The following is a 21,421-nucleotide window of genomic DNA, read 5'->3' as shown; positions in this document are numbered from 1 at the left end:
TATTGTATTTTTTCTATTAATGTCAAATGTTTTTTTATTAATTGAAAAATAATTTTTTTATTCAGCTATACTCCAAGTTGATCAGGGAAAGATTATATCGGCAAGGAATAATTCCAGTCCGATTCAACAGAAAATGGAGCAGCCCTTACTGCAGTTTTTCCATTGCAGCACGCTGAAATTAACATGAAAATCACACTTCAATTAAAATCAAGTGCCAACGAAATTCCTTGGCAAGACCTTATTTTACAATCTTCATATTTTATCAAGGCAGAATCGGGTAATTTCTTACCTAAAACAGAGAAATATTACCCATCCTCTTCAGCAGAGTTATCTCTTAAATTTACCAATGATTTGGTAATGGATAGAGATATATTTTTGATGCTGTTTTCAAAATCAGGGAATATCCTGGCGCAAAACTCTATTCCTGCTACCGAGCTTCGTGAAGAAAGGCCTGTCACTCTGGACTTTGATTACAATCCTGCTAATTTTCCTGAGCCAAGCGCAATTATCCCGGAAAGAAAACCTTTATTTGTTTATGGGCGTTTGTTAGAAAAACTGGGGCGTAAAAATATGGAGGATATTCAGATTATTTTTGAAGCATCCAGGGAAAATGACAGCCCTATTGAAGCGATAGCCACAGTAAGAACTGAAGCAGGCGGTTATTTTTTCATTGAATATCCTGAAGGTAATTTTTCCTATGCGGCAGCAAGAATTGGTTTAAATATAAAAGAAAATCCCATCCCCATACATCTTGATAAAGTATTAGTCGATGGAGAAGCCTCTTTGCTGGAATTTCCACGGCATGTGATCCTGGTGGGAGAACTGGAAGATATCGAAGAAATAACTGAAAAAGACTGCGGTTGCCAGGAAATCGACATGCAGAACAATAAACGCGTTCTGGAGGAATATTCTTTTTTCAGTTTAATCCGCACTACTGAACCAGAAATTCGTGGTTTTATTCTTGAGGAAGACGACGAAATAACACTGGAAGAAGTATTGAATAAACATCCAATAAAGATCTGGGAAATCATTGATCCCATTCTCAAACTGCCCGCATTTAATCATTTAGCCATGCGTGGCGGCTTTACTCCCTCAGAAATGAGTATTTCACGTGCCAATCCCGGAGCAGCCAATCCAGCACCCAGTAATGAAATGGCCGAATCCCTGAAGAAAATAAAAATCAGCCGCAATGTGTTGCACAATTTTCTGAAAAATGAAGATGGCTTAAACAAGGATAATATTGTTTCCCTCATTGAATTGAATGAAGCTTTACAATTTAAAAAACAAATCGCCCCTGCTCCTCCTCAGCCCTTGGGCAGAGTGATTCTGGATGCGAATAATACCGTTCACTGGGATGTGGATGCGACATTGTATCAATCGGTTTCCGTCGCGCATGGCCATCTCCTTAATTTTAAATCGGAATGGATTGCTGATGGTTATTCACTCGGCGATCTTTTATACAGCCTGCCTCTGGCGCCTGGCCAAAAGAAACAGATTGTGGTGTTTGACTGGGAACGTCGGGAATCAGCCTCCAATGTCCAATCGATTGAATATGAAGAAAGCCTCTATAATTCGCTGGGACGTGATCGGGATATTTTTGAAATTACCAAAGGAGTAATCCAGGAAAATGTCAGAGGCAATTCCAGTGCCACTACAGCCAGCGCCAGCGCCGGTATTGGCGGCTTTGTCGGCGGCCTTCTTTTTGGCGTATCCGGAGGGGCTGGTTATTCAAGCTCGAATGCGTCACAGGATAGTCTGAGACAAACATCAGCCAGCGATCTACAGAAAATCAGAGATCGGATTGTCCAATCTGCAAATGCCGTACGCAGTCAGCGATCTTCCGTTATCCAAACCGTTTCTCAGGGGGAGCGTTTTGAAGTCTCTTCTGAAACAGTTGCCAATTACAATCATTGCCATGCCATCACTATTCAATATTTTGAAGTGCTGCGTCACTTTAAAGTCAGGCAACGCCTTGCCGATGCCAGAGAATGTCTGTTTGTGCCCTTACCCATGACCAGTTTTGATTTGGATAAAGTACTGCGCTGGAAAGAGCATTTGGCCATTGCTCTTATGAACCCAGCGCTTGCGAAAGGTTTTGAAGCAGCAACCCGCGTTAAAAATAAATGGATAGACAGCAATTTTCCCTCCGGCACCTTTGCTTCCGAAAAAATAATCAATGCGTCCGGCAGCTTTCAGATTCGATTTATTATCCGTCGACCGGAAGATAAACTGGTAGAAACGGATGATTATTCCAAGCCGATTTATGGACCGACTGGCATTATTGGCTATCAGAAAAAAATGGTTGAGGATATCAACGAGGCGAACTGGCAAAGTCTCATTCCCTTTATGGGAGCCGATACGCCGCAAGGATTTTATGAACATTATTTAAAATATGCCCGCAATAAGGATGAAGTGTTCCATCGGGTGCTGGGGGAAAAGATTGCCACCGCCTTCGTAAGCGCCCTGAGCTTTCATGTAGCCGATGAAAACGGCAATGAAATCTCTTCGATGGCTTTCGATAGCAGCCTGACTTCCCGTTACCGTAAAGAAGGTATTCTCAATATTACCATTCGATTCATGGGCCCTTCACAGTTTAGCCGTGACAAATTGCACTATCTGAAAATTCGCTGCGGGACGACCAATGTATTGCCTGACTATTCATCGATAATTATCGTTTCAGGATTCATTCGCTATAAGACAGCACATTATGAAGGGTTCCTCTGTCGGTATCAAAGTATTCAGGATGATTTATCCCCCAGTGACGGCGCCAGTCTTTATGCGGGTCCAGGCGCTGATGAGTTACGCGATCCGCGCAAAGATGATTTGGCGGTCTTAAACTCGCTGCTAAGCCATTTGAATGATCACCTTGAGTATTACCATAAAGCGCTTTGGTACAATATGTCGCCAGAAAGACGGTTCATGCTGCTCGATGGCATCATTTTACCTGGCGAAAAAGGCCAGGGTCGAAGCCTTGCTTCACTGGTTGAAAACGAGTTAATCGGTATTGTCGGCAACAGCCTGGTATTTCCCGTGGCTCAGGGCTTAAATCTTGATCCCAATTTTGGCTTGGCTGATTCGCTCTTTGATTATTATATGGTTTCAGCCACCGATCCTATTTCCATCAGTGTTCCGACCAAGGGGGTTTACGCGGAAGCGATGATGGGACGTTGTAATTCCTGTGAAGAAAAGGATGAAAGCCGATTCTGGCGCTGGGAAGAATCCCCTATTCCTGACAGTCCGACAGCGATTAACCCAATCAGTACCGAAAGCCGCAGAGTGGATCCGGGTAACCTGCAGCCTGTTCCGCTGGCGAATCCAGTGGTCAATATTCAAAATGCTCCGAATGTGCCTGATCCGACAGGTATCGCCGGCACCTTATCACTTCTTGGCAAAGGGGATTCCTTCCGCGATATAACCGGCTTGAGCCAAAATCAAACCAACGCCCTGGAAGCACTCAAAGCGTCTTTTGATGCGACTAAAACATTTGGTCAGGAAGCGGCCAAACTTGAAATGCAAAAAATTATGGAACGCCGTCTGGATAATGCGATTAAAGCCATTAACAGTAATCCGAATTTGGATGCCAAACAGAAAACTGAACTGACCGAAAAAGCGCTTAATGCTTATTTAGGTGCGGGCGCTAAATCCGATACCCCGGCAAAAGATGAAAATGCCGATAAGCTTCAGGAAGGTATTAATAAAAACCTTGATAAAGTCAGTAAAAGTAAAAGTGGTGAAGTGGCAGTCACCAAACCGGATGGCACTAAGATTAATACCAAATTTAGTGATGAAGCCGGCTCAGGGCCTGCCATTGAAACTAAAATCGGCAAGGGAGGAATCACTCCGATTAAACAGGAAAGCGCCAATACCTGTTGGGCGACTGTGGCTACGATGATGATGCGCTGGAAAGACGGCAGCAATTATACCGTCGAGCAGGTAATGACCAAGGCAGGGCCTCAGTATCTGAATTATTATAATCAGAAACAGGGCCTGCCCTATACCGAAAAACAGGATTTCATCACCGCCCTGAAAATGAAAGGCGAGCCGGTTGCTCCCTACACCGCTGAAAATTATCATGGCTGGCTGATTGAATACGGCCCCCTCTGGGTTACTACGGATGCAGACGAAGGCAAGGGATTCTCAGCGCATGCACGTATTATTACCGGCATAAGTAATGATAAGAAAACCCTGGAACTCATTGATCCCGCACAGGGTAAAAAGCTGACTCAGAGTTTTGAAGAGTTTTCCAACAGCTTCAACGAACTGGTAACCGACAGCCCGCTGGTTCCCTCTACTCAGGTGGTTCATTTTATTGATAAAATTGATACACCCAGCGAGGGGAATGATCCCACAGAAGCCGATATTGTTAAGAATCTGAATGAGTATAACCCTTCCAGCAGTACTGCCATCGTCATTAATACAGTCGAATTTAACAGCGGTATTTCCGGAATTAAAAATTATAAAGACTGGAAAACAGATAGCTCGGTAGTTCACAATCGCCGTAAAAATGCTTACCGTGATCCCTTCAGCATCAAGCATCTGGTGCTTCATGAATCCGCTGCGGATACCGGCGATGGATTTGACGATTCGGTCAATGAAACCTCACACATGGCAGTCAGGCGAGATGCGACTATCTTACAATTCAACGATCTGGTAGAACATGAAAATCACAGCTCGGCAATGAATCCAACCAGTATTGGCGTTGAATTTGTTAACCGCGGCTGGCTGTCTTCCAAAACTGATAATGGTGGAGAAGGCATCCCGGCCAAGGAGTCTTCATTAAGTGCTGAGCAGAAAGAAACCTATAAAGAAGCCAATGGGTATTTATGGACTTTTTGGGGCTATGGTTTCGGCATCTATCGAGTTCCTCCTTCACTGGATCAATTGGAAAAAGAGGTCGAGCTGGTGAAATGGATTACAGTGGATTTACCCAATCAACTACAGGCCATCAGCGGTATTTCCATTTATAATCTTTTCCCATCCATTGACGACACCTGGCTGCAATTAGTGTCCTATGAGGAGGTCAAAGAGGTGTGGACATTCAAAGAAGAGGATATCCCTGCTGAAGCAGAACGCAGCACAAAAAATCTGTTTGTGTTTACAACCGGCTATGGTTATCTGATGCCGGCTGATATAAAAGATAAATCGGGGATTATTTCGCACAACGCATTTTACGAAAACCATAGTGATGGCTCATTTTTGACCCTGTATACCTGGCTCAGGCTGCAAAAATCCAAAAACAGGAACGACGCCTATGCCATCTGTAAAAAATTAATGAAAAATCATTCCATTCGAGTTTCGCTCAGTAGCGATACCGACAAAAAGATTTTTCTACTGGATGTCAAAGATGCGAACCTGGTTTAGAACCTGTGCTAAGTTTAAAAGGAACAGGGGAGATCATCATGGCTGAACAGTTTGATGCCATTATTATAGGCACAGGACAAGCAGGCCCTTCATTGGCGGTGCGTTTAGCCAATGAAGGTTGGAAAGTTGCTATTCTCGAGCGCAACAAATTTGGAGGAAGCTGCGTAAATACCGGTTGTATTCCTACCAAACTCTATGTAGCCAGCGCAGAAATAGCGCATCACGCCGAAATAGCGAATGAGTTTGGAATTGAAATTAACGGCAGCATCCGCACTGATATGAAAAAGGTCAAAGCGCGAAAAGATGCCTTTATCCGAAAAGCTTCGCTCGGTGTTGAAAACTGGTTAAAAAATACACCTAATATCACTGTATTTTATGGTCAGGGGAAATTTGTAGATAATCATACGGTCCAGGTAAATGGCCAAGCTTTATTTTCAGATCATATATTCATTAATGTGGGCGCTCGTGCCTTTGTTCCCCCGATGAAAGGAATTGACAGTATAAAACATTATACCAATTCCTCTATTCTTGAGCTTGACACGGTTCCAGAGCATCTGATTGTGGTAGGCGGCAGTTATATTGGTCTTGAGTTTGCTCAGGTATTTAAGCGCTTCGGTTCAGAGGTTACAGTGATTGAAAAAGCCGACCGACTGATTGGACGTGAAGATCCTGACGTGTCGGAAACCGTCTTCTCTATCATGCGGGAATCAGGTATTCAGGTTGAGTTAGGAACAGAATGCCTGTCATTTTATCGTGAAGGCGATGCGGTTATAGCTCAGGTTGGCTGCAAGCACGATAGCAAATTGTATCGGGGCACTCATGTGCTGATAGCTATTGGAAGAATTCCCAATACGGAGGATTTGGGGCTTGAGAATACCGATATTAAACTCAATGCCCGCGGTACAGTTGAGGTTGATGAATTTTTGGCAACTTCAGTTCATGGGGTTTGGGCTTTGGGCGAGTGCAATGGGCGTGGCGCTTTTACGCACACCGCTTATAATGATTATCAAATTGTCGCGGATAATCTGCTAAACGGCGGGAAACGCAGTGTCAATGACCGAATTATGACTTATGCCTTGTATATTGATCCTCCTTTGGGGCGTTGTGGAATGACCGAGGAGCAAGTCAGGCAAGCTGGTTATAAAGCACTGGTGGCCAAGCGCCCTATGACCCAGATTAAAAGAGCGATGATCAAAGGCGAACCCACCGGATTCATTAAGATAATTGTCGATTCTGAGAGCAAGAAAATTCTGGGAGCAGCAGTGCTGGGAGTGAATGGAGATGAAATTATACATTCCATTTTGGACGTCATGTATGCCGATAAACCCTATACTTTGATTCGTGACGCCGTTCATATTCATCCAACCGTGTCGGAATTGATCCCAACAACGCTTGAAAATCTGAAGGCTCTTGAAGAGTGATTGATTCTGCGGAAATGACATAAGGGTTATGTAGATTAGCAAAGGTCCTAATGGCGCTGCCTTAACATATCTGTCTACGTCCCTCGGCTTGTCCGAGGGATCCAGAGATCCAATCATGGCATGAGATTCCTGGATCCCTCGGACAAGCCGAGGGACGTAGGGTATGGGTTTAAGCCTTAAGGCAGCGCCATTAGGCCAAGGTCCAACTTACAGCCAGGTTCTCGCTTAAATTGATGGCAGGATTTCAAAATCCGGTTTGTCTCTTTGATAAACATCCAGAGACTGCTTTAACTCATTGACTAAATTTTTAATATATGGGGGCAGTGCGTTTTCTATTTTTAGCAGCGCTTCCGATACCCCTTTTATACTACCCGATTCATATTCGACGGTAAATTGGTCACAAGCACCAAGCTGCCTGTAACGATTCTCACTATAGAAAAAAGAGCGCTTGCTATTGTCCGTTTTAAAAGCCTGATAAGTTTTATCTTTTTCAAGCCAATGTTTAATCGAAGTGCTTAATAATTTTATCGTTTCTGTAATATCTTCTTCGATGTAATTATAATAATGATTCAGCTCATTAATTGCCTGGTTATCACTTCCCCAGGCGGCTAAAACCATATCGTGCATTTGATTTAAGGTCTGGTAATAACGGCTATATCCCTTGCCATTGTGCTTAAATAGCTCATACCATCGGCTTCCCGAAGTATTAATTACCTCATCATCAGCCATCGCTTTTTTCTTGGCATCACGGATAAGTTTCAATATCGCCGAATAATGGGAGCTGTCCGTATCGCCTTTAAAACAGGAATCAACATTCGCTTTCAGCTGGCATACTTCATTATTTCGCACATCTGATTTAAACCATCTGGCTTCATAGCCCTTAATTGCCTGTTGCAGATGTCCATGAAGTTGCCTGACCCGATGAGTATTTTCGCTAACCCTGGGATTTTTTTCGCCTATCGATTGCAGCTCGCGGGCTATAGAGAGGAGTACCTGTTTTTGATCATTGGCTGTAATTGATGGCGATTGCAGAGCTGTTTCAACTCCACAGGCATAAGCTGCAAAGCAGTCTTTTAACAGACAGTCGTTTCGTGACTCATTCCAGAAAAAAAGAAGCTCTGATTTAAGTTCCTGAGTATGGAATATTCTCTGTGTCAGAGCATTCATGAGCACAATGCGAAATTCTCGTATTTCCTGATTTGAGAAATTAAATACATCCTGGTTTACTAAACCTTGAAAGCACAGTCCCGGGTTTCCCTGTGTATCTGAGATCAGGTGAATAAAATTGGTAACTACGGCTGCTGCCTTGTCGTGAAGAGCGGGGTTAATTCGCGTAAAATAATCAGCAATATTCGACCACAGGATATATTCAACACTTTTATGGTTCGTTTTAAAACCAGATTGCAATAAATGCAGTATTTGCTTCGCCTGTTCTTGCCCATTGTCCTGAGAAAGCAAATCATTGTATCTGGCGAGTAAACGATATATCTCTTCAGGAGCGAAGGCTTTTCTATCAACAATATGCTGAATAAAGCTGAATATCCATCTACTATTTTCTAACAACGAGGCCTTATCCATTTTCCTGAATTGTTCATATAACTCAGAAAACTGCAGCCCGCTATTCGCCCAATGTCCTAAATAGAAGTCCATCAATTTAAAATCAAATTCACTGGGAAAACTGGCGGCTTTTTGCAGGATTGAAAAAAGCAATTGAGGCTTTAAGCATAACTGGACAGAGTGTTGTTTCAGTATATTCAATACAGCCGGATAATCAGAAGCTTTAGCCTCTTCAACAAATAAAATGGCCTTTCGCTGGATATCGCATTGATTAATTAAATCGCTTTCAGCCAGATTGGGAATAATCTGATTAATTACATTAAAAAAATCAAGCGTTATTCTTACTTCGTCTTTATCGAGAAAATAATGAGAAGCCGCTTGAAATACTGCTCGTTTCTGAGCATCAGGAAGTGTATTTCCGATAATGGAATTCATCTCATCGGAGGATAATTTTTTTTTAACCTCTTTAACCATTTAACTCGCCCTGATTTCTCACACCTTCGGGCGATTATCGCAAGTTATTCTTAAGAGAGTATTAGCAGAGATACTATTAGCCGCGACTTGTTCCCAGCTATTTCCACATCCCTGAAAAGACACTCTGCTCCAGGCTTCTACGTTCCTCGGCCGAGGGATCCAGAAGACTCATAGAGAAGCACTGGACCCTGCGGTCAACCCTGAGAGATGGTTACAGAATTTAACCATCCTATAAGAGCCTACGTACCCCGTTAGAGCCTACGTACCCCGCTTTATGCGGGGTATCCATAACAATGGCAGTGAGTTTTAAAATGCGTTTGCCAATCAGACGCACTGCCTGGGTACCCCGCATAAAGCGGGGTACGTAGGGGATTAACATTATAATTATAAATCAATATTTTATGTTAAAACTTGTTTAAGGATCCAGTAACTACTCTACTCCCCCAGTTCTTTTCTCGAAATAAATCCAATAAAGCGATCCAGCATGCGAACGCTTAACATCCGTTTTAGAAGGGCAAGAAAATGAGCCGGAAAAGTAACTCGATATTGAGGCTTTGGATTTTTTGCCTCGATCGCATGAATGATTTTTTTAATCACTGCATCAGGGCCGCAGGTAAACGTTGATTTCGATTTTTGCTCGCGAAAATGATTCAGCATAAAATCATACTGTCTGGAGAAATGGCTGTCTTTGTGATTAATCCGTGCCAATGAATAACTGATGGCATTGTCTCTGAAACGACTTTCAATGGGGCCAGGTTCTATAGTGACCACCTTAATGCCTGAACTCTGAAGTTCTAATCTTAGCGTGTCGCTTAAACCTTCCACAGCATACTTTGATGCATTATAAGCCCCTCGAAACGGCATACTCACCAAACCCAAAATGGAACTCATGTTAATTATTCTGCCGGCTTTTTGCCTGCGCATCACCGGTATGACCAGTCTGGTCAGCTCCATTAAGCCAAACACATTGGTTTCAAATTGATCACGCAGGGTATTGCGGTCTATATCTTCAAGAGCGCCCGTTTGTCCATATCCGGCATTATTGATTAATACATCGAGCTGGCCATTGGTCTTTTGCATTAGCAGCTCAAAGCCCTGATGAATCGAAGCATTATCGTTCATATCCATTTGCAAGGCTTCAATTCCCTGCTCCTCCAGGCGGGTTAAATCCTCCTTTTTTCGACAGGAAGCAATAACCCGATATTGTTTTTGATGCAAAGCACAGGCTGCTTCATAACCAATGCCCGTTGAGCAACCTGTGATAAAAATAATTTTTTGCATAGTAAGGTCCAAAGTATTTTAATAATCTATCCTGGCCGCAGAAGTTAACAACTCGGAACCCGGATTACAAATTTTCAATTGTTACTCAAAGGATTTTCTGCTAAAAGCATTATTTTATCTATGCGATTATAAAATGCTGCGACGCTTATTGCCCTTCTTATTACTTAGTTTTACTCTGGCAGCGGCCCCTCAATTTAAACCCATGCAACCACAGTTGCAAAGCGTCTATGAAATCAATACTCAAGCGCTATGCTCGACCGCTAAAGAAACTTTAGCTTATCTAAATAAAGGGCCAGGCTATGATCCGCAAGTCATTCATGGCGGGAAACTAGTGCCTGTTTCTCTGGAAAGAGTGAGAAAAACGCTCGTTTTTATTTGTCAGCATCAAAAGCAGATGAGTGATCCTTCGTTTATCAGGGCAAATTTTGAATTTATCCGCTGGTATCCAGACTTAACTCAGGCTGAGAAGTTCACTTCCGGCAAGCCCTTGTTGAAAAATTTGCCTAAAGATTCTGTTTTGATGACTAAATATTTTGTGCACCAGGCGAATGTCAGCGAAAAGGCAACTTCAGAACATCCCTATGCCCTGTATGGATTGCCGAATGATGAACATCAGCTGACTATTGAGGAAGCTAATCAGCACCCGGAATTAACCCGTTTTCGCTATGGGAAACAAGCGATTCTTAAAGGAGCGCTCAAGCAAAAAAAGGTGCCGGTATTGGCTTATTTAAGCCGGGCAGATCTTGAAGAAGCTTTAATGGAAGGAACACTGGTAGCCTCCTTCCCCAATGGCCAGCAAAAAATATTCAATGTCCATCGCTGCAATAATATTGCCTATGATCGCAATAAGAAGCCCTATGCACAGGAGCGTTTCTGGTATTTCAGAGAAGTCGAAGGCATTAAAGGGTATGGAAAAGATGCGGATCATAAGATTACAGTTAATACTGAGGTGACATTCGCCGGCGATCTGCAGCAATTAGGCTTGGGAAAACTGCTTCTGATTCAATACTCAAATGCACAAAAACAATCGATTACCCGTATGGGTATTCTGGCTGATACTGGAGGTGCTTTTGCTAATAATTTATATCAGGTGGATTATCTGGCTGGAAGTTTTTCCAGCCGAGAAGAGTTTTTTCGTAAAACTGAGAAATTACCGAATTATATTGCCGCGTATTTTTTAGTGCTTAAAGCCTAGCAACTGAACCTGTGTTCGCAGTGACTACATCCGTGGCCATAGAAACACTGGCATAGGCTGCGCGATGTTCACTCAGAAATCCCCCTTGACGAACCAGGCCTGCGCAATAGTTCTGATAGGGAGCAGAGTTTGTTACTTCCTGTTGAATCGCTTTTAAATTCGCTAATTTCATCTGCGGAACTGCGTCCATTAGTTTGAGTAAAACAGGCTCATTTCCATTATATAATTCATGCAAATGCGACATTAAATATCGTTTAAAACTGCTCTCAATTTCTGGCCAAATCGGCTCCACATTCATTTTCAATTGTTTGAGTTTTTCCATCAGTGATTTGACCTCTTCAGCTGCGCCGGTACTACCAAGTGCTGTCCTTATATGCTCAAGGGTCACCCTTTCGAGCGCTTGTCTGGCAATTTGATTTAATATCTTTTCTTCGGCATCGCCACGGCTTAAAAATTGCTTCGACTCCATATCATAAGCCTGAGAAATGACCTGATCCCCAACATCCATTACCCAGCCATGAACAGTGACCCCCTCTTTCTGCTTTGCTTTAATCAGGGGATATTCCAACAGTTTCTCCATTTGCATTTCGACATTGGTTTGAATAATCAGATCCAGTTTTTCCCGTTCAGATAGATCTGAATAGCCAGGCAGTGCAGAAACTCTGGGAATGACGCCCGCTGCGTGCTTCTCTAACCAGGATGCGGTTGAAGGCACCTTATCTTTTATTCCTGGATTGGTAAGACCTTTCATACCTCCACAATTGGAATGCCCTAAAATAATGACATGTTGAATACTGTCCATTGTGGCCAGGGGATACTCTATACCTGATGCGGCGCTTTTAGCTGGATCAGCCGGTACGAGATTTGCAATATTTCTTACTGGAAATATCTTGCCAGGTCCGGCATTGAATATTAATTCAGGAACCACTCGAGAGTCGACACAGGTAATTAGCAGTATCTCAGGCCGTTGTTCTTCAGCCAGATTGACCTCTTGTGGTTGCGATGTTGAGTATCTGTTTTGCTCAATGTTGTTCAGTATTTGAAATAATTTTAGCAATCGCATCATTGCCTCCTGAGTAGTTTGTTCAGATATTTAACAACGATTGCATCCGAAAAGTCAAGTTTTTTTACAAAACCGTAAAGATGATTTGCTTAAAAAATAGGCTTTAGAAGACTGAGTACTTCTTCATCACTGATCTGACGGAAATCATCGTACCAAAGCCCGACTGCCTGGATATCAGAAGGCAGAAGCGGGCAAACCACTTCATCAACGATTTTTTCAAGTTCTTTACTAACAACAGGATCGGCCACCGGAACAGCAATGGTGATCGAGGAAGGATTCTGTTTTTTGATTGCCTCTACGGCCGCTTTGAGGGTTGCGCCAGTGGCAATGCCATCGTCAATCAGAATAACTCTTTTTCCAGTGAGAACAGGATATGGCCGCTTGCCGCGATAGACAGCTTCCCGCCGCAAAAGCTCATGCGTTTCTGATTTAATAACTGCTTCAATAGCTTCTGAGGTTACCTTATAAGTTTTAATCAATTCCTCATTAAAGAAAACAGTACCTCCGGAAGCAATTGCACCCATTGCCAGTTCTTTGTAACCTGGAAGCCCCAACTTCCTCACAATTAGCATATCCAGCGGGAGATGAAGTTTTTTAGCTACTTCGCAGGCTACAGGAACTCCTCCGCGCGGTAATCCAAGCACAATTGCATCGCTGTTTTTGTATTTTTCAAGGTATGTGGCCAGCTGTCTTCCTGCCTGACAGCGATCCGTATATTTGTCCATGTTCACCTTTGTAAAAACAGCCCATTTTATTCAAAAATATAGCAGTAAATGGTCTATACTTTTGGTGAACCTTAAGAGGAGGGTTAAGAATGACTGATGCAACCAATGAAGAATTAAATAACTTAGAGTCTTTGCATCATTATTATCACAGCATAATCAATTACATGCCTAATCTGGTTTACGTATTAGACAAGAATTGTATGATTGTCGATTGTAATCAGAATTTTCTTGATCTTTTACAATTGGAACGATTAGAAGACTTGCCAGGAACTGTTTACTCACAGCTCGTAGAAAAAAGCCATTTTTCCGAAGCAAGAATTCAGAAGCTCAAACAAGATGATATTAATGCGCTGCTTGAAGCAAAGCCACTCATTGACGTAAAAGAAGCCCCTGTAATCGATGCCAATGAAAATATTGTCTATTATCATTCTTCCCGTATCCCCTTGTTTAATGAGCAAAAACAAATAACCGGCATGGTGGTTATTCTGGTAGATATGACTGAAAGGAAACAAATGGAAGAAGAATTGGGCAAGCTCAAAGAACGGCTTAAAGCCCATGTTTCCGATACCGAACAATCTCATCCGCTCGTGTTTCGCGACCCTAAAAATCCTCCCAAAGTATTAATGATTGAGGATAATGCCATCGCTCAAAAAGCCGTGCAGGCATTGCTAATGCAGCTCGATTGTCAGGTGGATGTCGCTGATTCCGGAGAGAAAGCAACCAGTTTATTTAAACCTGGGAAATATGATCTGGTATTTATGGATATTGGCCTGGAAGATGGTTCAGGATACATTGTTTCCAAAAAATTCCGTCAGATGGAAGATGGAAGCGGTTTCCGCGTACCAATTATTGCTTTAACCGGTTATGAGGCCGATGTGGTTAAAATCGATTGCAATGATTATTTCATGGAAGGCGCTATCACGAAACCCTTAACCAGTGAGCAGGCAAGACAGATTATTGAACATTATATTTATCACATGGATATACCGATATCGGGTTTGAAGACGACTAAACCGATGTGATTCGCCACTGTTCTCTCTGAGGTTACGGAAGTTGTGTCATTCTGCGAAGGCATTGTGCGTAATAGAACCAAGTAATAACTAAACTGTCGTCTTTGAGAACAAAGTGAAGCAATCCAGATCGAAACCTGAGTAGAGTTAGGACTGGATTGCTTCGCTAACGCTCGCAAAGACGGTTCTTTGAGCACTTATCTTTACCCACGTAACAATGCCTTCGCGAGGTGACAGTTTTATATAAAGCCTGCTTAATCCTCTCTTAATCTGAATTGATTACAATGATGAATACAAAGTAATACAGGTGAGGTAGCCTTTATGAGTACCGATATTAACCAGGGACGAATTATTGATGTTTTAAACAAATATTTAAAAGCCAATAACTTCCCCTTTAAAATGAATCGCACCGGGATTTGTAATGGGCTCGCCATAGTTCATGCAAAATATGTGCTTGAAGGACGAAATCAGGAGTTTGAAAACATACTGAAGTATATTTCAGAAGGAAAAAGGGATAACAATATCACCGACGAGGACATCAATAATTTTGCGTTCCAGACTCTCCTAGCCTTTGCCCCACACGAATTTGATAATAAGCTGCATCAGGTCACTGCGATGCAGGCTTTAAAGATTAAAGGAATTCCCCTAAGTCCTTCTTTTAGCTTTTGCATGGCGGCTTCAAGGGGTAACTGGATACAAGCTTTACAGGATATTGCACTGAAAGACGATGAGGTGATGATTGTCGCTAGTATCAATCATGCCATTTCTATTCATAAAGTGAATGGTAATTACATTGTCTACGATCCGAACTACAGCAATGGGTTTAAAAAGTTTGCTGATGAAACTTCCTTAATCAAAGAACTTTATTCTAATGTTTTTCATTATAGCAAAGGCAATTTGGGGCTTGAAATTCAGATACTGAGACATCCTGAAAAACAAAATGAAGAAAGAGTATTCCCTCAGGTTGAAAGTTTATACCAAAAATATCTCCCCGACCCCAATCTGATTGCCGAATGCGACGGCCAACTATTTAAAACACTCCCTGCAGCTGCCGCGCACAATGATAAATCAGTTATTGAATACCTGAAGCGGCGCGGAGCGAACGGTTATACGGAAGCCGCCATGGCCGCGGTAAAGTCCAATAACACCTCGGCCCTTGAAGCCTTACTGGCGCACATTGACAAAGAAAGTCAGAGGCTCATTATCTGGGACTACGCCTTTAGTCTGGGTCGAAAAGATATCATAGGAATTTTGAAAGAGAATATAACATTTAAAACATCCTATGAGGAGTATATTTCTACCCATGTATTCCTTTCTGCTATCGCCTCCGGTAAAAATGCGACCCTGCTTGCTGAATTGATAGAGGATTACAGAGCTGTATCACTGGAAAAAATGCAAAAAAGCTTTGTAAGACGTAAGGAAGAATTAGAAGTTCAATTCTCCCCAGAGGAGCTGGTCAGATACATACAAAGTATGCCTGACAAGGTGGATTCAGAACTTTCCGAACTAATTCTGGGACAAAGTCGATATTCGAGCTCCAAAAATCCCAGTCCCATGAGCAATGCGATTAGCAGCGGCGATGTTCAATCAGTAAGACGTCTTATGGAACAGCTTCACTCCTCTGGAACTGAACTGACAGACGAACAGAAAATTGGCTATCTCCTTGAAGCGATACGTGCCAATCGCAATTCAGTGACCAATTATTTAATCTCGGAAGAACCTGGTATTGCCAGAGAGTTGATGAAAACAATCAACTTAAGTTTGTATGCGGTTGAACATACGAACATTATGCTTTTACGCGATTTACAGAAGCATGGCGTTGAGTTTAGCCCCACTGCTCAAAAGATAATTGATAGAAAAGAACATAAGGAGTTTACGGTTATTGAATCCCTTGGAATTGGCATTCTTAAGTTTGCCGACTTTCTTAAAGATATTTTTGTTAATAACGTTTCTTACAGTAAAATCAAGGGAGTGAATTACGATTGCAAATTGTTTAAGTCGATTAAAGAGGAATTGCAATCTGTAAAACAAACTGATGAATTGGATGACATTCCGGTCGAAGTGCTTGATCTCGACAGTCTGGGTTCTGTAACTGTTGCGTGACTGGATGCTCCTCCAGGCATTTTATGGATACTCGAAGGCGAATAGGTGTTAACTTAGGAGTTCGTGCCCTAAAAATCCTCTCTCCCCTCAGGGGAGAGAGTTAGAGAGAGGGGGTTAAAATCAACCCTCACCCTAGCCCTCTCCCAACTTGGGAGAGGGGATTTTCTCTTAAGTTGTACGAGGAGGTGTCACCCAAGCAATCGAAGGCTCCTTAATCCGCCGTAGCCTGCAAATCCCCCGCCAAAGCTCTGCTTCTTCCCTCGCGGGCTTTCAGATAATTCTTGGAATAAGTCATGCTTGGCTTTTCCACAGTGAAATGGACCAGGTTTGCCAGAATGAATACCAGAGAAAGGGATAAAGTCGCCGACAAAGCAATATTCTGAGTCAGCGGGTAAATCAGAAAATAAATTGTATAGCCGGTAAATCCGTGTAATAAATAAAGAGGATAGGAAATTTCAGCGAAGTGGTTCAGGTATTTGCTGTAAGGAATTCGATCATTGATTCGGTACAGGAACAGGAACATGACGATCCCAAAACAATGATTAATGAAAATTAAACCGCCAGTACCATTTAAAATAGTTCCCGTATTCAGGCAGAGATAATTGAGCGACATCATCAGAATGGTTGTAGTAATTCCCGTCAACACAGACCACTGCTTCGACAAGGTATAATAAAATGCGGTGCCCACAAACATATAAGTGATATAACTGCTGTTCATCGCAAGAAAGTTGCCGAACCCAAAGACCAGAGTCCGTGTTTCATTATGGAAAAATCCACTGAAATACACAAAAAACTGACTGGCAAAAAGCATGAATACCGCGGACAATAAAAATGTTTCAACTCTTTTTTCAATAGAAAAATAAAAAAAGATAAAAAATAAAAGATAGAAATGCATTTCAATTTCGAGCGTCCATAGCGCCCTTTCGATATGATGCGTATGTAAAACGTCTCGTATTAATAGCAGGTTCGCTATTAATATCCGGGGCTGAAAAACGTCAGGGATTAGTGAGCTTCCCGTATAATGATTTGCGATGGTGATTGTACTGGCCGCGATAATCAGACAGACAATAGCGGTTGGATAAATACGAAATAGCCGGCGAACCAGATAGGTGAAGGGTGTCGAATTTCTCAATGAAAAGGGAATAATATAGCCGCTAAGCAGAAAAAATAAGCCCAGGCTAAAAAAGCCGGCTCTGAAATCACTAAGCCCCAAATGGCTGGAGATGATGCCCAGATACTCAGTCAGTTGAACATGAGGATAATCAGGAAGGGGATCCTGGAAAATCATTTCATGAATGGCATTGGGGGTTAAAATCAGACCAAACCAATGGGTATAGATAACCAGCACACAGCCCACGGATCGAATGAGTTGCAAAAACCATATTTTTTGCGAGCTTTTAGCCACATTTTGCTCCGATTATTATTATTCATTGTGAGTCATTCCCTGCCTCGGAAATTGAAGTGGTTGATTCCGAATGCAAAACGATTTATCGCTTCAGCAGGTTTTTTTATCCAATGGCATATTAACAGAGCTCTGAAAAAAAGTTAATCAAAAATACGACCAAGCCTTTTCTGCTATTTAAAATCACAGGCAAAGCCTTAAAAACACTCATATACTTTGTTAGAGAGAAAAAATCGAGAAATGTTCATGCAATTAAAAGGATTCATGGTGAGTATCCGCTTAAGCATCATTACCCTCTTTGTTCTGCTGCTAGGGTTAATCGGATTTGCAATTATGTTTATCAATTATCGCGCTTTAAATCAAATCCTTGGTGCAAGCGAAAAAAATCTCATTATTGAAACGACTCTATTGCTGAATGAACGCATCCATAATTACCTGCATCCCTTGAACCGGGATCTGCAAAAAATGAAAAACTTATTAAAGGAAAAGATTATTGACCCCATCGATCCAAAAGAATTTGACAAATACCTCCTCGAATCAATCCGAGATACCCCGCAATTATTTATGATTTATTACGGAACCAAAGAAGGCGATTTCTATGGTGTCGACCGCACGCAAAAAAATGTCATTGGCTTAAATCATATCTTAAATACCAATGTTCCACCTATCAAGGAACGCTATGAATACAATGAAAAAGGCCAGCTGGTTGAAACAGTAACGCTCCACGACTATGACCCGCGCCTGCGCCCCTGGTATTTGGAAGCGGAGGCAATAAGAAAACCTACCTGGACTAATGTATACCAATTTGTAAATTTTGGTAACTATAAAAGTACTGTGTACGGCGTTACTGCAGCAATACCAGTCTATAATAAGAACGATAAATTTATTGGAGTCTTCGCGATGGATTTATCCATTGAAGGGATCCAGACTTTTATTAATCAGCTGAATCTCACCCAAAACTCACTGATTTATGTTACTGATAATAGCAAACAGGTCATCGCTTATCGCATCCCTCATGAAAAGAGAGATCTTGTTATAGACAAAAACCATCTCGCCTATCATTTGAAAAAATTGGATATCCCTTCATCTATTTTAAATAAAACAACCGGCTTGTTTGAAGTGAGCTCTTTTAAGCATGAAGGCGAGGAATATTTCCTCATCCACCGGCCAATTATGGAATCGCATCAATCCAAACCCTGGTATATCACCATTATTGTTCCGGCCAGTGATGTATTAGCTCCCTTGAGAACCTTGCGCCTTCATACCCTATTATGGACAGCCTGTGTATTATTACTAGGCATTCTGATTGCACGCATTTTCTCACAACGGATTTCAAAACCCATTATTCAGATTGCAAATGAAGCCCAGCAGATAGCCCGTCTTGAAATACAGCCAAGACCGCCTATAAAAACTCTCATCAAAGAAATTAATTATATGGATACCAGTCTTACGCATATGCAATCCAGCCTATTGTCGTTTCAGCGATATGTGCCCAGCAGCTTAGTCAAGCAATTGATTTTAAGTGGAAAAATTGCGGAAATGGGCGGAGAGCGCCAGGAAATCACGGTGCTTTTTTCCGATATTAAAAATTTCACAAATTTGACGGAACAATCAAGACCCGAACAATTAATCACTTATTTATCCAATTATTTTCAGGCGATGACTGAAGCGGTTATCGTTCATGAGGGAATACTGGATAAGTATATTGGCGATGCCATTATGGCGCTTTGGAATGCGCCTCTTAGTGACCCCGAGCATGCCTTTCATGCCTGCCAGACAGCTATTGATATGGCTCAACGCTTAAAACTTACCAATCAGCTCAATCAGCAGAATAATTTTCCTCTGTTCCATATACGCATTGGGATTAATTCAGGTGAGGCAATTGTTGGCAATGTCGGCTCGGAAGAACGGCTCAGTTATACAGCCCTGGGCGACACAGTAAACGTCGCAAGCCGCCTTGAAGCAGTGAACAAACTATATCATACTCAGGTCATTGTCAGCGAAAGCACTTTCAAACAGGTTGCTGATCAATTCAATTTTCGCCTGCTTGATGAGGTTGCGGTTCGTGGTAAGCGGGAAAGCACCCGTATTTATGAACTTATTACTGACCACAATATACAAAATCTGGACCAATACAAAGCCACATTTACTAAAGCGTTTGGCTATTATCAGCAAGGCGAATGGCTAAATGCGCTTAATCTGTTTGAAACACTTTCTCCAGTCTATCCCGACGATCAATTGGCCAGTGTGTATATCAAACGTTGCCAGGCATTTCTTGAAGCGCCGGTCTCGGAATGGGATGGCATCTGGCGCCTGGGAGGCCCAGGCGCATAGGCCGAGTTGTTACATACAAGGATTTATAAAACATGAATAGAACGATCACACTAATTGCAATTATTATTTTAATACTGAGCGGTATTTATTACAGTCTGCCGTTTTTCGGAATCAACATCAATTAAACCTCTTTGCGATAGATTTCCTGTTTTTTCAACAACGCTGGAGCACGGCGCAGATTAGGCTGAAAATGAAATAACCTGAGCCAAAAGACGCTGCTTATCAGGATTAAAATTCCTCCTAAAAACAGAGCATAGGCAGCATGAGACTTTAAAAAATAAAAGTAGACAGGAGGTAACATCAAAGCACAAATGATCTGAGGAAAAGTAATGCTCATATTAAAGATGCCTAGATAGGTACCGATACTTTCCTTGGGCAAAAATTTTGACAGAACCACATAAGGTAAAGAGATTAAACTTCCCCACATTATGCCAATACAAATCGATGAAAAGATAAGACTGGGTGAAGAGCTTATGATACCAATCAAAGATACCCCTATACCACCGCCCAATAATGCCAGCCCATGCAAAGTCTCGACTCTTATATACTTTGAGAATATAAAAACGAGCATAGTAAACATAAGACTAACGTATTGATAGAGCGAAAAATAAAATGAGCTATCGAGGCTGGCAGCCTTCATCAAATGAAGATTTTCATTAGACGAACCTGAATAAGGAAAATGATAATTCTCCTGAGCGATACACAAGCTAAAATACAGCCAAAATATGAAAACTCCCATCCAGGATATGCTATGAATTATTAATAACTTCAAAAATAGGGAATCGGCTTTTTTGATTTCCTGGCGTATGCCTTTGATACTGACCGCAAGCTCCTTTAGTAATTTACAGAACAGGCCAAAATCAAGTCTAAGCAAATTTACCGGTTTTTCGTCTACTTTTCTAAGGAAGAAAAGTACAACGATAATGAACAATACTCCGCAAGTCACATAGGAGATACTGAGATTCAGTGGAAGCACAAAATCACTTGATTCTACAGCAATAATTTTATGCACTGCAATCGGTAGAAAAGCACCTAGAACACCACCAAGTCCAGCAAAAAAAGCCTCAGCTGAAAAGGCCTGCATACGGGTTTTATCTTCCTGAAAGCTATCTGCAGTCAAGGCGCGAAGCCCTTCTGCACTACCATTGAGACTGCAGTCGATAAAGAAAGTAAATAACACAATATTGAATAGTGAGCTTTGCAAAGGCAATAAACAAAATGAAAAAGCACCGACTAATCCCCATACCAAAATATAGGGCTTCCTGCGTCCAATTTTAGTTATCGATTTATCACTAATATATCCGATCAAAGGTTGTATAAAAACCCCGGTTAATGGTGGAATTAACCAGAGCAAAGGCAATATAAAATCGTTTGCTCCTGAAATTTTAAAAAGAGCACTCAAATTTGATAATTGGAAAGTGAATCCAAAATTAATGGAAAAAGAAAGCAATGCGAGGTATAGAAAAGTCCTTTTCATCTGCAACATTTAAATTCC

Annotated in this window: 12 protein-coding genes; 6 read left to right on the top strand and 6 right to left on the bottom strand. The window is 41.8% G+C overall.

The window, feature by feature from the left end:
* The first annotated feature begins 183 nt into the window (after positions 1–183).
* Together DYH61_RS04040 and DYH61_RS04035 are read left to right on the top strand one after the other, a co-directional pair.
* Positions 184–5,361: a papain-like cysteine protease family protein gene (locus DYH61_RS04040; RefSeq protein WP_058507931.1), complete on the top strand. Its 5,178-nt coding sequence runs from the start codon at positions 184–186 to the stop codon at positions 5,359–5,361.
* 38 nt (positions 5,362–5,399) lie between these two features.
* The gene (locus DYH61_RS04035; RefSeq protein WP_058507930.1) at positions 5,400–6,782 is read left to right on the top strand and encodes an FAD-containing oxidoreductase; all 1,383 of its coding nucleotides are present in this window, start codon (positions 5,400–5,402) and stop codon (positions 6,780–6,782) included.
* A gap of 225 nt (positions 6,783–7,007) precedes the next feature.
* On the opposite strand, the gene DYH61_RS04030 is transcribed toward DYH61_RS04035, so the two are convergent.
* Both DYH61_RS04030 and DYH61_RS04025 read right to left on the bottom strand, forming a co-directional pair.
* Complete coding sequence (locus DYH61_RS04030; protein ID WP_058506252.1) at positions 7,008–8,813, bottom strand: hypothetical protein; 1,806 nt, start codon at positions 8,811–8,813, stop codon at positions 7,008–7,010.
* A gap of 435 nt (positions 8,814–9,248) precedes the next feature.
* On the bottom strand, positions 9,249–10,094 hold the full coding sequence (locus tag DYH61_RS04025; protein WP_058506251.1) for an SDR family NAD(P)-dependent oxidoreductase: 846 nt from the start codon (positions 10,092–10,094) through the stop codon (positions 9,249–9,251).
* Positions 10,095–10,227: 133 nt separating this feature from the next.
* Here DYH61_RS04025 and DYH61_RS04020 point away from each other — a divergent pair, with 133 nt between their 5' ends.
* A complete protein-coding gene (locus DYH61_RS04020; RefSeq protein ID WP_058506250.1) occupies positions 10,228–11,289 on the top strand; it encodes a hypothetical protein in 1,062 nt (353 codons plus the stop codon).
* Here DYH61_RS04020 and DYH61_RS04015 read toward each other — a convergent pair.
* Positions 11,279–12,355 (bottom strand): carbonic anhydrase, encoded by a 1,077-nt coding sequence (locus DYH61_RS04015; protein WP_083499135.1) that lies wholly within the window; start codon positions 12,353–12,355, stop codon positions 11,279–11,281. The genes DYH61_RS04020 and DYH61_RS04015 overlap by 11 nt on opposite strands.
* 86 nt (positions 12,356–12,441) lie before the next feature.
* Positions 12,442–13,077, bottom strand: a complete 636-nt coding sequence (locus tag DYH61_RS04010; protein WP_058506248.1) for a phosphoribosyltransferase — start codon at positions 13,075–13,077, stop codon at positions 12,442–12,444.
* Between the two features lie 89 nt (positions 13,078–13,166).
* Between DYH61_RS04010 and DYH61_RS04005 the strand changes: the two genes are divergently transcribed.
* Positions 13,167–14,099, top strand: coding sequence for a response regulator (locus DYH61_RS04005; protein ID WP_058506247.1), 933 nt, complete (start codon positions 13,167–13,169; stop codon positions 14,097–14,099).
* A 309-nt stretch (positions 14,100–14,408) separates the two neighbouring features.
* Complete coding sequence (locus tag DYH61_RS04000) at positions 14,409–16,190, top strand: YopT-type cysteine protease domain-containing protein (RefSeq protein WP_058506246.1); 1,782 nt, start codon at positions 14,409–14,411, stop codon at positions 16,188–16,190.
* A 211-nt stretch (positions 16,191–16,401) separates the two neighbouring features.
* Here DYH61_RS04000 and DYH61_RS03995 read toward each other — a convergent pair whose 3' ends face one another.
* On the bottom strand, positions 16,402–17,595 hold the full coding sequence (locus DYH61_RS03995; protein WP_058506245.1) for an acyltransferase family protein: 1,194 nt from the start codon (positions 17,593–17,595) through the stop codon (positions 16,402–16,404).
* A gap of 243 nt (positions 17,596–17,838) precedes the next feature.
* On the opposite strand from DYH61_RS03995, the gene DYH61_RS03990 reads away from it, so the two are divergent.
* Positions 17,839–19,926: an adenylate/guanylate cyclase domain-containing protein gene (locus DYH61_RS03990; protein WP_234999856.1), complete on the top strand. Its 2,088-nt coding sequence runs from the start codon at positions 17,839–17,841 to the stop codon at positions 19,924–19,926.
* A gap of 121 nt (positions 19,927–20,047) precedes the next feature.
* Here DYH61_RS03990 and DYH61_RS03985 read toward each other — a convergent pair whose 3' ends face one another.
* Complete coding sequence (locus tag DYH61_RS03985) at positions 20,048–21,412, bottom strand: MFS transporter (protein WP_058506243.1); 1,365 nt, start codon at positions 21,410–21,412, stop codon at positions 20,048–20,050.
* Positions 21,413–21,421 lie beyond the last annotated feature (9 nt).

It is taken from the genome of Legionella quinlivanii (assembly GCF_900461555.1).
Taxonomy (GTDB): Bacteria; Pseudomonadota; Gammaproteobacteria; order Legionellales; family Legionellaceae; genus Legionella_C; species Legionella_C quinlivanii.
Note: the sequence above shows the minus strand (reverse complement) of the source record. Positions and strands in the feature narration are given on the sequence as shown.